Raw genomic sequence first — 13,038 nt, forward strand, 5'->3', positions numbered from 1 at the left:
CCGCCGTTACAAGGATAAGGTATATATTTTGTACCTGAATAAAGCGGGATGCTTTTGCGTCCAACATGAGGTGGTACCACGGTAAATTTATCGTCCTCTACATATTTTCGATATGTAGGGGACTTTTTTATTTTTCAGGGCGAGGTGAAGGACATGATGACGAAAGAAGAATTTATGAAGCGAAAAAAACAAGGGAAAACATTTTTAGTAATCGCTGAAGAAGAAGGAGATAGCATTACGCCAATTTCTTTATATAGACGTATGAAAGGGAAGCAGAAATTTTTATTAGAAAGCTCACAGCTTCATCAAGATAAAGGGCGTTATTCTTACTTAGGTTGTAATCCGTATGGAGAAGTGAAAAGCGTTGGTATGGAAGTAGAACGAACGATATATGGGCAAATAGAAAAGTTGCAAGGTAACGTACTGCAAGTATTAGAAGGTGTAATCGCACCAACGCAAGTAGACAGTCCATTCCCATTTTGCGGAGGAGCAGTTGGTTATATTGGCTATGATGTCATTCGGCAATATGAAAACATTGGAGCAGATTTACATGATCCATTAAATATTCCAGAAGTACACCTTTTACTATATCGTGAGTTTATCGTTTACGATCATTTACGCCAAAAGTTGTCGTTTGTATATGTATGCAGGGAAGAGGATGCAGCTTCTTATGAAGAAGTATACGAAAGATTACAAGTATACAAAGAGGAAGTACTAAAGGGAGAAGAAGCGGAAGTAAATGAAATACGATCAATGTTATCATTCACGTCTTCCATAACAGAAAAAGAGTTTTGTGAGATGGTAGAAACGGCGAAAGAATACATTCGAGCCGGGGACATATTCCAAGTTGTATTATCTCAACGTTTGCAAAGTGAATGTAAAGGAGACCCATTCGCCCTTTACCGGAAACTTCGAATTGCGAATCCATCACCATATATGTTCTATATCGATTTTCAAGATTATGTTGTTCTCGGATCTTCGCCAGAAAGTTTACTGTCAGTAAGAGATGATAAGGTGATGACGAACCCAATTGCTGGTACGAGACCGAGGGGGAAAACGAAGAGGGAAGATGAGGAAATCGAAAAAGAACTGTTAGGAAATGAGAAAGAGCGAGCAGAGCATATGATGCTTGTAGACCTTGGACGAAACGATATTGGCAGAGTAAGTGAAATCGGCTCAGTTACGATAGACAAATATATGAAAGTAGAAAAATATTCTCACGTTATGCACATTGTATCTGAAGTTTACGGAACATTGCGAAAACTAATGAGCGGTTTTGATGCATTAGCGTATTGTTTACCAGCAGGGACAGTTTCAGGAGCTCCGAAAATTAGAGCGATGGAAATTATAAATGAGCTAGAGAATGAAAAAAGAAATGTATACGCCGGTGCAGTTGGATACGTTAGTTTTTCAGGGAACCTTGATATGGCGCTCGCAATTCGAACGATGGTTGTAAAAGATGAGAAAGCGTACGTTCAGGCAGGAGCGGGTATTGTTTACGATTCAGATCCAGTAGCTGAATATGAAGAAACATTAAATAAAGCGAGAGCGCTTTTGGAGGTAATGAAATGATTGTACTTATCGATAATTACGATTCATTCACATATAACTTGTATCAACTATTAGGCGAGTATGAAGAGGGAATTGTCGTCGTAAGAAATGATCAAATAACAATGGAACAATTAGAAGCGATGAATCCAAAAGGAATTGTGCTTTCACCAGGACCAGGAAAACCAGAGGATGCTGGCATTTGTATCGAAGTCATTCGTCATTTTTATAAGAACGTTCCCATATTAGGTATTTGCCTTGGACATCAAGCAATTATATCCGCATTTGGAGGAGACATTGTAAGAGCAGAGCGCATTAAACACGGAAAAACATCGCGTGTGAAACATAATGGAACGTCAATCTTTTCATACGTGACGCAACCATTAACAGCAATGCGTTATCATTCCCTTGTTGCAGCGCAAACGAGTTTACCAGAGTGTTTTGACATACTTGCAACAGCGATGGACGACGGAGAAATTATGGCAGTTCGTCACAACTATTATCCGCTCTTTGGATTACAGTTTCATCCGGAATCAATCGCAACAGAAGAAGGCGGAAAGTTAATACGTGCCTTTTTAGCAGAAATGAAAGAGGAGGAAAGAGTATGAATAACTATCTTCGTAAATTAGTGGAGGGACAACATTTAACAGAAGAGGAAATGCATAAAGCTGGACTACTTTTATTAAGTGAAAACCTATTAGAAAGTGAAATTGCAGCTTTCCTAGTATTGCTGAAAGCGAAAGGCGAAACAGCAGAGGAAATATACGGCCTTGTTCGTGCTCTTCGCGAAAAGGCATTACCGTTTTCAAACCATATAAAAGGCGCGATGGACAATTGCGGAACGGGTGGTGACGGTGCGCAAACATTCAATATTAGTACAACATCGGCATTTGTACTGGCAGGAGCAGGTGTAAAGGTTGCGAAACATGGTAACCGTGCCGTTTCTAGTAAAACAGGCAGTGCTGATTTATTAGAAGAACTCGGTGTAAACATTAGCAGTACGCCAAGTGAAATTGATTATTTGCTAGAGCATGTAGGGATCGCATTTTTATTCGCACCAGCGATGCATCCAGCATTAAGGCGCATTATGAAAATAAGAAAAGAATTAAACGTGCCAACAATCTTTAACTTAATTGGCCCTTTAACAAATCCGGTTCATTTAGAAACACAATTTGTCGGTATTTATAAACGAGATATGTTATTACCAGTTGCGCAAGTATTACAAAAGCTAGGGCGGAAACAAGCGCTTGTCGTAAACGGAAGTGGCTTTTTAGATGAAGCATCACTGCAAGGAGAAAATCATGTCGTCCTTTTAAAGGATGATGAACTAGTAGAAATGAGTATTGATCCGGAAAAGTATGGTTTTTCAAGAGTGAAAAATGAAGAAATTAGAGGCGGGAATTCAAAGGAAAACGCAAAGATTACAATCGGCGTATTGAGCGGAGAAAAGGGAGTATACCGCGATACCGTTTTGTTAAATGCTGGGCTTGCTCTTTTCGCAAACGGAAAAGCAGAAACGATTGAAGAAGGAATTAAACTTGCGGCGCAGAGTATTGACTCTGGAAAAGCATTAGAAAAATTAAACTTATTAATTACAGCAAGCAACGAAAAATTAGAAAGGGTGAATTAAAGTGGGGACGATTTTAGACAAAATTGTAGAGCAGAAGAAAGTAGAAGTTGCGGAGTTATATGAAACGTATACACCATTAAAAGAAAGTAGAAAGACACATTCACTTGTAGAAGCGTTGCAGCAGTTCACGGTCATTGCAGAAGTAAAGCGAGCATCACCATCAAAAGGAGATATTAATTTACACGTTGATGTACGAAAGCAAGTAAAAACATATGAAGAATGCGGCGCTGGAGCAGTTTCGGTTTTAACAGATGGTCAATTTTTTAAAGGATCGTTTCACGATTTACAAACGGCAAGAGAAGAAAGTAACATTCCGCTTTTATGCAAAGATTTTATAATCGATAAGATTCAAATTGATAGAGCATATGAAGCAGGAGCAGATATTATTTTACTAATCGTTGCAGCATTGTCAAAAGAGAAGCTAAAAGAGCTCTATAACTACGTACTAGAAATGGGACTAGAAGCGATTGTTGAAGTTCATGATGAGCAGGAGTTAGAAATTGCAACCCAATTAAATCCGCACGTTATCGGTATTAACAACCGTAATTTAAAAACGTTCGAAGTGGATTTAAGCCAAACGGAAAAGCTCGGAAAACGATTAAATGAGGAGAAAATGCTTTGGATTAGTGAAAGTGGTATTCATTCAAAAGAAGATATTATCTGCGTCAAACGAGCCGGTGCAAAAGGCGTATTAGTCGGAGAAGCGCTTATGACATCATCTTCTATTAGTACCTTTTTTGAAGACTGTAAGGTGAACGTATGAAAGTGAAAATTTGCGGCATTACTGATATGGAAACAGCAAAATTAGCTTGTGAATACGGAGCAGATGCAATCGGATTCGTTTTTGCAGAAAGTAAACGGAAAATTACTCCAGAGCAAGCGAAAGAAATTATTGGAGAGCTTCCAACACGCGTTTTAAAGGTCGGCGTTTTCGTAAATGAATCAGTAGAAATGATCCAGAAAATTGCAGATGAGTGCGGGTTAACACATGTTCAATTACATGGGGATGAAGACAATCATCAAATCAGAAGATTGAATATTCCGTCTATAAAAGCGGTAGGAGTAGCTGTAGAGAAAAATATTGAACATGCGAAAAAATACGAAACAGATTATCTATTATTTGATAGTCCAAAAGAAAAGTTCCACGGAGGAAATGGAAAGACATTCTCATGGGAATTACTCGCACATATGCCAAACGAGTTGAGAGAGAAAACGATATTAGCTGGTGGATTAAACACCCTTAATATAGAAGAAGCAATTCGAACCATTCAGCCTTATATGGTTGATGTGAGCAGCGGAGTAGAGACAGAAGGAAAGAAAGATGTAGAGAAAATAAAACAATTTATTAAAAAAGTGAAGGAGTGTTCCAAATGAACTACGCATATCCAGATGAAAAAGGACATTACGGTGTATACGGAGGACGATATGTTTCAGAAACGTTAATGCAATCTGTATTAGAACTAGAAGAAGCGTACAAAGAAGCGATGCGAGACGAAGCGTTTCAAAAGGAATTAAATCATTATTTAAAAACGTACGTTGGAAGAGAAACGCCGCTTTATTTTGCTGAAAATATGACGAAGTATTGCGGCGGGGCAAATATTTATTTAAAACGTGAAGATTTGAACCATACAGGAGCTCATAAAATTAACAATACGATCGGTCAGGCACTACTTGCCGTACGAATGGGCAAGAAAAAGGTTGTCGCTGAAACAGGAGCAGGACAACACGGAGTTGCAACAGCAACAGTGTGTGCCCTTCTTGGATTAGAATGCGTCATTTTTATGGGAGAAGAAGATGTGAGACGTCAAAAATTAAATGTGTTCCGAATGGAATTACTCGGAGCGAAAGTAGAAAGCGTAGCGGCAGGTAGCGGTACATTAAAAGATGCGGTGAACGAGGCGCTTCGTTACTGGGTTTCACACGTGCATGATACGCACTACATTATGGGATCTGTTCTCGGACCACACCCATTCCCGCAAATTGTTCGTGATTTCCAAAGTGTAATTGGGAAAGAAACGAAGAAACAATATGAAGCGTTAGAAGGAAGATTACCAGAAGCAGTCGTTGCTTGTATTGGCGGTGGCAGTAACGCGATGGGAATGTTTTACCCGTTCGTACACGATGAAGAAGTAGCTCTTTACGGCGTAGAAGCAGCTGGAAAAGGCGTTCATACAGAAAAACATGCAGCGACTTTAACGAAAGGAAGCGTTGGTGTTTTACACGGATCGATGATGTATCTTCTGCAAAATGAAGAAGGACAAATTCAAGAAGCGCACTCTATTTCAGCAGGACTTGATTACCCTGGTGTTGGACCAGAACATAGTTTGTTAAAAGATATTGGGCGCGTTTCTTATCATTCCATTACAGATGACGAAGCGTTAGAAGCATTTCAATTATTAACGAAAAAAGAAGGTATTATCCCGGCATTAGAAAGCTCGCATGCTGTTGCATACGCTTTAAAACTAGCGCCGCAAATGAAGAAAGACGAAGGACTTGTCATTTGTTTATCCGGCCGTGGTGATAAAGATGTAGAGAGTATAAAACGTTATATGGAAGAGGTGTAAAAAATGGGTGTAGAAAGAATTAAAGCAGCGTTTGAAAATGGGAAAAAAGCATTTATTCCGTACGTAATGGGCGGAGATGGTGGCCTCGAGAAATTAAAAGAAAGAATTCGTTTCCTGGATGGAGTAGGAGCAAGCATCGTTGAAATTGGTATCCCGTTTTCAGATCCAGTCGCGGACGGCCCAACGATTCAAAGAGCAGGGAAACGAGCGTTAGATAGCGGCGTAACATTAAAAGGCATTTTTCAAGCGTTAGCAGAAGTAAGGAAAGAAGTACAAATTCCATTTGTGCTTATGACATATTTAAATCCAGTACTCGCATTCGGAAAAGAGCGATTCATCGAGAACTGTTTGGAAGCAGGGGTAGACGGCATCATCGTTCCAGACTTACCGTATGAAGAACAAGACATTATTGCGCCGCTTCTCCGAGAGGCGAATATAGCTTTAATTCCACTTGTAACTGTAACGAGCTCAATTGAGCGAATTGAAAAAATTACGAGTGAATCAGAAGGATTCGTCTACGCGGTTACAGTAGCGGGCGTAACGGGAGTACGCCAAAACTTTAAAGGTGAGATTCATAGTTACTTAGAAAAAGTAAAATCGCATGTACACTTACCAGTAGTCGCAGGATTTGGTATTTCAACACGAGAGCAAATAGAAGAAATGATTACAATATGCGACGGTGTTGTCGTTGGAAGTAAAGTTATTGAGCTGTTAGAAAATGAAAAGCTAGAGGAAATATGTGAGTTAATACATGCAGTAAAAGAAACAGAAGAGGCGTAAGTCTCTTCTGTTTCTTTTATGTGAAAAGTGTTAAAATATACAGAAAACACTTGTAATTCAGAGGTGATAAGGCATGCTAAGACGGAAACTATTATATCTTCTATTAACAGTACCACTATATGCCTGGCTCATTAGCATGACGAAAATGGAGTTAATGGCCCTATTTCTAGGGTATTTATTCATCTTTTCCAACTTAAACAGGATTCAAGAGCAATCTATTTTCGAAGTATGTATATTTTCGATTAGTATAGAACTATTTAGTATCGTTTCGATTGTATTATTAAATGAATTATTCCGATGGATCCATTCATTTGAATTAATGAAACTTGGGAATATTGTATTGCAAGTAATATGTGCTTATATTGTGTTTGTTGTGTTAGACAAAATAATCGGACAGCAGACGGTTTTTCAAGATAAAAGAAAATGGGATTGAATCAAAAAAGAGCCGCTTTGGTTCTTTTTTGATTCTGTTGCAAAAACAATTGAAAATCGCGTTATCTGTTATATAATAGTTAAAAATTGTATTTTTAACGAAATGAGATGATCACATGTCCATATTGTTGGCACTTATCCCAATTATGATGATTTTCATTTGTTTATTTTTGTTTAAACAAACATCATTAAGATCCTCATTAATTTCTTATGCCGTTTCTGTTGGAATTGTTTTACTCTCGCCAACATTTCGGTTAGGGATAAGTGAAACTGTGCACGCAACGATTAAAGGTGGGTTAATTTGTTTTATTGTCGGGTACGTTTTATTTTCCGGTATTTTTTTATTTCATCTCATGAACAAAATGGGTTACATCGATCAAGTAGCACGTTTTCTAGAAGAAGTCACGCACGATCGCTTATTACAAATGCTTCTTATGTGTTTTGGTATTTGCCCACTAATTGAATCAATAAGTGGATTCGGTATTGGTTTTATGGTTGCAGCACCGATCTTTCTTTCGTTAGGCTATAAACCATTTCAAGCTGTACTGCTCTCGTTTATCGGTTTGCTTGCTAGTTCATGGGGCGCGATGGCAACAGGTACAATTATCGGTTCGCAACTTATTAATATGCCGCTCACGACACTTGGCACAAATACAGCGTTATTAAGCATCCCGATGTTTGCTTACTTCGTTATTCTTTCTTTACACGTTGTTGGCGGCTGGCAGGCCGTAATTGAAAAGTGGAAGGAAGGAGTAGGATTCTTTCTATTATTTTCGCTTGGAATCTATCTTTCTAACGCATACGTAAGTGTTGAACTAGCAGGGATATTAAGTTCTATCGTTACCATTACATTTGGCTTTCTTATCATTAAATTAAAAGGAAAAAATGAACACAATCTTTTAACAGAACATGCTGCGGCAACGGAGAGAGAAGTATCCATTATAAAAATTATTAGCCCTTATATATTCTTAACAGTTTGTATTTTACTTTCTCGCCTCGTTCCAGCATTACATGATTTGCTCAGATCATATGCAGTTCTCGATTTAAAATCATATTCTTATAGATTAGAAATGCTGTATTCACCAGGATTTTGGCTCGGTATGACTTGTTTATTTACAATTATTTTCTTCCGTATTCCATCAAAAATTATTAAACAATCACTCTCGCAAACGATAAAACAATGGATTCCTTTCGCTATTACAACGACAATGTTTATCGCCATTTCAGAACTAATGGGTGCATCTGGCATGCATTCATTACTTGCAAAAACAGCTGGTGAAACATTTGGTACGTTTTTTGTTTTCGTAGCTCCGTTTATCGGCGGAATCGGTGGCTTTTTAACAGGTAGTAACGCAGGATCAAATGCGATGTTTATAAAACTACAAATGCAAACAGCACAAAACGTGGCACTCCCGTGGCAATACGTAACAACGCTTCAAAACACCGCATCATCAGTAGCGACAATCGCTTGCCCATCACGTATTACACTCGGTGCTTATTTATGTAATATACCTTATCGTGAAAATGAACTATTAAAGAAAACGACATTAATGATCTTTGGTGCGGTGTTGCTTGTAGTGGTGGAGGTTATTATTTGGTATGTGTTGATAAAGTGAAAAATCCTCCTAACATAGGAGGATTTTTTTTATGATTGGATAATGTTTTAAATATGAAAAACTTCTACTAAATGAATAGGAGATGAAAGGTATGCCCCTAAAAAACTATGGTGTATTAAAAGGTACAGTTGTACAATCAAAGATTGGAAAAGGGAAAACACCTCATTATCAAGTTCATTTACAAGGCGAAGCAGGAGTAGACTATCGCATTGCAATTAACGTAAAGTCACAAAGTTATCCGTCAGAAGTTTTATATTTTGCGAGTAATAATATTCAGTCAGAGGCGATTCATATATTACCGACATTACCGTTTGGTTTTACGGAAGTGAAAAACAATGAACCGAAAGTCGCTTTAGATTATGTAAGAGGAAATCTATTTGACTCAAATCAAATGATTCCTTTACCTGCTGAAAAAGTGGGAGTAGATAATGATCTAAACGAAAAAATAGAGCGGTATATAAAACGAGCGAGAGAAGAAAAAGCGATTATTTACGCGCTTGGTGAAAGATGGGGACCAGAAGAAAATACACCAGATCCATACTTTCATTTCGAGCCAGGAAACGGTATACATGATATTCATATGAATCAAGGGAATGTAGAGAAATGGCAAGGTGATAATGGTATATGGCAAGACGGGGGAATACTCATTCACTTTGAGAAGGAAGAAGAATGGATTGGTATCTTCCTTGCATTCCAGTCACAGTCATGGTGTACCGATGAAGAGGGGCATGCTCGTGTTCCGGTTGAGAATTGTGGTTATAAGAAAAATAATTAGTGAGAAGAGGGCGTAAAAAACCAACGCCCTCTTCTCATTTTATAAAACCCAAAACTCACAAGTGTAGAAATACAAGAGAAAAGCAACGCCACACTAGAAAATGCAATGAGATACATATTATATTTCATCACTTTTCCAACTAGTTGGTTACTGTCGTACTGGAAAAGTCCTGCTATTATATTGAATAAAAATAAGACGATAAACATGACGATAACACCGTCTATGGATCCTTTAATGTCTGGTTTACTTAAAGCAATATGTGCGGAAATGCAAACAGCGATAAATAAAAATAACCAAAAAGAAGGATTCAATAAATTACTCATTGTAAACAAGCTTTTTAATAAAAAGAATGTTGATAAAAACATGTTTTGGATCATGTCTAAGTTAATAGAAGTAGAGGCAACAGTTGTTTCGAGAGTTGTATTAAATAAAGAATATGACTCTGGTACGAAATAGCGCATTAAAAGGATTAATGCAGTAATACCAGAAATAATAGGGCCAATTCCAATGAAGAAATTCCCAATTCGTTGATATATGCTTTTTTGATTGTATTGATGTTGTACGTAACCTAAAGCTCCTTGACTTGTATCTGTTGGGAAGAATTGCGTCGCTACAATTTTATGACGGAATAATAAACACATAAGCGCATGCCCAAGTTCATGAATAGGAACACCGATCCATGCAGTTAAAAGGAAGCCTTTCCTACCAAAAGCTCTCGACCAATACATTCGTGTGAGAGATTCTAAATAACCTAATATAAATCCAATTACAATGATGATTCCAATTAAAGAGAGTAATTGGATCACACTTGTAAGGAGTGTTTGAAAAATCGAGTTTACAAATTCCACTGTCTTCATCCAATCTATTAAAAATGTTATTTTCTCTGTTTCATAATAACATTATTTTTCTAGATTGCTAGTCTATATATTTTCCTTCAAAAGGAGGATTTCATAATCTTTTTCTTGTAGTCATGTTTTATGTACAAAGTCATATATTGAATTTGTAACACCCTATAAGGTATATGCTTAAGGAGGGATGAGAGCATGAAATGTCCGGCGTGTCATACGGAGAATGCAGCAGAGGCGAAGTTTTGCGGGAATTGTGGACAGTCGTTAACGGCAGAAGTGGTGGCAAGTGGTGCAGAGGAAGGAGGAGAGCAACAAGCGCGCGTAGCACAAGTAAAGGAAACTCGTCCGAATGAAACGGTAGAGCAAGCGAAACGATTTGCGAGTGGCTATTTTCAGTTTTTTACACATGCTTTAAAAGCACCGACAGCGATTATGAAAAGTGGCAATATTGAAGTGCGAAATGGAATTGTAAGTCTTGTTCTTATTTGTTTTTTAGGAGCATGTATTTTTTATAGAATGATGAGTGCTGCAGCAACTGTTACGAGAACATTTGCACCAGATATACCTACTTCTACTTTCTTTGGAGAATCTGCAACGGTCTTTTTCTTTTTATTAATTTTAACTTTATTTGTCGGATTTATTATTTTTGTAAGTGGTAAGATGATGAAATCATCTTTTTCTTTTCTTGAAGCATTGGGCATATGGGGAACGATAGTGACTCCGGCTATTGCCATATTAGTTCTTTCTTTTCTGTTTAGTTTCCTATTGATCTTTTTTCTACCAATATTATTAGGGGTGGCTACAACGTATATGTCAATTAGTATCATCGTAGCTATATTAAAACTAGACAACGGTGGACTAGATCCAGTTTACACACTTATTATTGCAAATGTTTTAATTGGAATTGCAACATTCATTGTACTTTGGTCTTACATTAGCACGATAATTCAAGCCTTTACACAGGGATTAACTGGCTTCTAATGAAAAGGTGGTTGAATGGATGAATGTATGTACAAAGTGCGGAATTCAGTTTGAAGATGGTGTTCAATTTTGTCAAAACTGCGGGACGAAGAGGGGAAGTCCTGTAGTAAAGAAGAACATGAGCGGCGGTACAAAAGTTGGTATTACACTTTTAGTAATACTTATTATAGCGATTGTTGGATTGTATCTGTACGGATCATCGTATTATGCACAGGTGGCACAAGTAGACCGAATGATTACGGTTTTACAAGAGCGGGACGGGGAGAAATTAGCTGAGATCATCACGGCAGATGATCCATCGGTTATTGTAACGAGAGAGAGTTTACTGCCTCTATTTTCGTATATAAAAGAAAATCCATCTTACGTGAATGAATTGAAAGAATATTTGAGGCAAGGTGAAAAACAAGGGGATGGAATAGAAAGAGCAGACTTCTCTTTAACGAAAGACGGGAAGTATTTCTTTATATTTGATCGGTATAAATTGAAAGCGAAGACGTACTATACAACTTTGCTTACAAATGAAAAAGGCACATATTTAAAAATGAACGGAAAAGAAATTGATAAGACGGATGACAAAAAGTTTGAGAAGCAATATGGACCGTTTCTTCCAGGAACTCAAGTATTTCAATCAGAATTTAAAAATGAATATGTAAAACTATCACGCGAGGAAAAGGTTGTACTTATGAAACAAAGCCAAAATAATGTAACGATAGATTTAACACTGCAAGGGCAATATATTACAGTTCAAACGAATGCACCTGGTGCGACATTGTATGTGAATCAAAAACCAGTTACAGCGCTGACCGGAGAAGAGATTACGTGGGGACCGATAGCGACTGATGGAAGTGCGGCGATTTATTTAGAACGAAATGGAGAAAGTGGACGGGAAACGACGAAAGTAGAAACGGTAACAGCACTTTCGGCTTATAATCTTCCGTTTCAAAAGAAAAGTGCAGAAAAAACCGTTGTTTATAATGTCACTCCGCCAGTGACGACTTCATATGTATATAATGGTTTCATCTTTCCAGATAGTGATATTCGAAAATTAACGAGTTCAGATTTAAGATATTTATCGAAAGAACAGTTAAAAATTGCTAGAAATGAAATATACGCAAGGCATGGACATATTTTTCAAACGAAAGATATGCAAGCGTATTTTTCAAAACAGTCTTGGTACAGAGAAAATCCATATTTTACAGGGGCGTTAACTAATATTGAGTCTTATAATGTTGAACTGATCAAATCAAGAGAATAGAGTGCGTGAAAAAGGTACAGTGCATAACTGTACCCTTTTTATGATTATTTAGCTGGACCAGGATCCCTTGAGAAAAAGATGTGAAAGAGGAATGTGACTTTGCTTGCTCCTCCTGATGTACTAGCTTGCACATCAGATAAAGAACTAGACGTTAAAGCAGCTTCAGAATGAGGGGGGACGATTATTTTAAGAGCATCATCTGATTCTGATGATACAGTAACCGTTATTGTATCATCAGAAAAGTTCACAATTTTAACAGTACCGACTGGGAAGATGGACTTACCAGCGTGTGATGCAGAAGCGAAGCGAGTGGCTTTCCAAATAGTTTGAGAGAAAGCGTCATTGTCAGATAACCAGGCGCGAGCACTGTATAAAGTTGCATTAACGGTAAATTCTTGTTCAAGCGGGAGGGCGGCTTTCGGTTCTTTCGGTTGCTCTGGAAACTGAGCGAGAAGGCCGGCGCACATGTATATTCACCTACTTTCAATTGTTACTGTTATAGCATATTAAACATGTTGTTTATATGACACGACGGTTACCTAGTAAGGTATAGGTTTGTGCATCAAATTTGTAGATGAAATTCTCTTTCTTTACAATGGAGGTAGGTGT

The 13,038-nt window shown here is 37.7% G+C and carries 14 protein-coding genes and 1 other annotated feature (1 of these 15 cut by a window edge); of the genes, 12 read left to right on the plus strand and 2 right to left on the minus strand.

The window, feature by feature from the left end:
* Positions 1-101 (plus strand) — a binding site (T-box leader) (it extends 144 nt beyond the left edge of the window).
* Positions 102-153: 52 nt separating this feature from the next.
* The 10 genes from trpE (at position 154) to MR065_RS04835 (ending at position 9,345) form a co-directional block, all read left to right on the plus strand.
* Positions 154-1,572: an anthranilate synthase component I gene (gene trpE / locus MR065_RS04790; protein WP_242212679.1), complete on the plus strand. Its 1,419-nt coding sequence runs from the start codon at positions 154-156 to the stop codon at positions 1,570-1,572.
* Positions 1,569-2,156, plus strand: a complete 588-nt coding sequence (locus tag MR065_RS04795) for an aminodeoxychorismate/anthranilate synthase component II (protein WP_242212680.1) — start codon at positions 1,569-1,571, stop codon at positions 2,154-2,156. Before trpE ends, MR065_RS04795 begins: the two co-directional genes overlap by 4 nt.
* Entirely contained in the window at positions 2,153-3,178 is a 1,026-nt protein-coding gene (gene trpD / locus MR065_RS04800) for an anthranilate phosphoribosyltransferase (protein ID WP_242212681.1), read from the plus strand. Before MR065_RS04795 ends, trpD begins: the two co-directional genes overlap by 4 nt.
* A gap of 1 nt (position 3,179) precedes the next feature.
* Entirely contained in the window at positions 3,180-3,941 is a 762-nt protein-coding gene (trpC, locus tag MR065_RS04805) for an indole-3-glycerol phosphate synthase TrpC (protein WP_242212682.1), read from the plus strand.
* A complete protein-coding gene (locus tag MR065_RS04810) occupies positions 3,938-4,552 on the plus strand; it encodes a phosphoribosylanthranilate isomerase (protein WP_242212683.1) in 615 nt (204 codons plus the stop codon). Before trpC ends, MR065_RS04810 begins: the two co-directional genes overlap by 4 nt.
* Positions 4,549-5,742 (plus strand): tryptophan synthase subunit beta, encoded by a 1,194-nt coding sequence (gene trpB / locus MR065_RS04815; protein ID WP_242212684.1) that lies wholly within the window; start codon positions 4,549-4,551, stop codon positions 5,740-5,742. Before MR065_RS04810 ends, trpB begins: the two co-directional genes overlap by 4 nt.
* Before the next feature lie 3 nt (positions 5,743-5,745).
* Positions 5,746-6,522 carry a tryptophan synthase subunit alpha gene (gene trpA, locus MR065_RS04820; protein WP_242212685.1) on the plus strand — a complete coding sequence of 259 codons (777 nt, stop codon included), beginning with the start codon at positions 5,746-5,748 and terminating at the stop codon, positions 6,520-6,522.
* Between the two features lie 73 nt (positions 6,523-6,595).
* Positions 6,596-6,955: a DUF4029 domain-containing protein gene (locus tag MR065_RS04825; RefSeq protein WP_098269073.1), complete on the plus strand. Its 360-nt coding sequence runs from the start codon at positions 6,596-6,598 to the stop codon at positions 6,953-6,955.
* A 115-nt stretch (positions 6,956-7,070) separates the two neighbouring features.
* A complete protein-coding gene (locus MR065_RS04830) occupies positions 7,071-8,570 on the plus strand; it encodes an L-lactate permease (RefSeq protein WP_242212686.1) in 1,500 nt (499 codons plus the stop codon).
* A 91-nt stretch (positions 8,571-8,661) separates the two neighbouring features.
* On the plus strand, positions 8,662-9,345 hold the full coding sequence (locus MR065_RS04835; protein WP_242212687.1) for a DUF2278 family protein: 684 nt from the start codon (positions 8,662-8,664) through the stop codon (positions 9,343-9,345).
* Here the strand turns inward: MR065_RS04835 and MR065_RS04840 are convergent.
* Positions 9,342-10,193 (minus strand): hypothetical protein, encoded by an 852-nt coding sequence (locus MR065_RS04840; protein ID WP_242212688.1) that lies wholly within the window; start codon positions 10,191-10,193, stop codon positions 9,342-9,344. The genes MR065_RS04835 and MR065_RS04840 overlap by 4 nt on opposite strands.
* A 195-nt stretch (positions 10,194-10,388) precedes the next feature.
* On the opposite strand from MR065_RS04840, the gene MR065_RS04845 reads away from it, so the two are divergent.
* Complete coding sequence (locus MR065_RS04845) at positions 10,389-11,174, plus strand: zinc ribbon domain-containing protein (protein ID WP_242212689.1); 786 nt, start codon at positions 10,389-10,391, stop codon at positions 11,172-11,174.
* Between the two features lie 19 nt (positions 11,175-11,193).
* Positions 11,194-12,429, plus strand: a complete 1,236-nt coding sequence (locus MR065_RS04850) for a TcaA 3rd/4th domain-containing protein (protein WP_242212690.1) — start codon at positions 11,194-11,196, stop codon at positions 12,427-12,429.
* A 44-nt stretch (positions 12,430-12,473) separates the two neighbouring features.
* Here MR065_RS04850 and MR065_RS04855 read toward each other — a convergent pair whose 3' ends face one another.
* Positions 12,474-12,896, minus strand: a complete 423-nt coding sequence (locus MR065_RS04855) for a hypothetical protein (RefSeq protein WP_097903886.1) — start codon at positions 12,894-12,896, stop codon at positions 12,474-12,476.
* Positions 12,897-13,038: the final 142 nt, after the last annotated feature.

It is taken from the genome of Bacillus cereus group sp. BfR-BA-01383, assembly GCF_022663495.1.
In the GTDB taxonomy this organism is placed as follows: domain Bacteria; phylum Bacillota; class Bacilli; order Bacillales; family Bacillaceae_G; genus Bacillus_A; species Bacillus_A cereus_AU.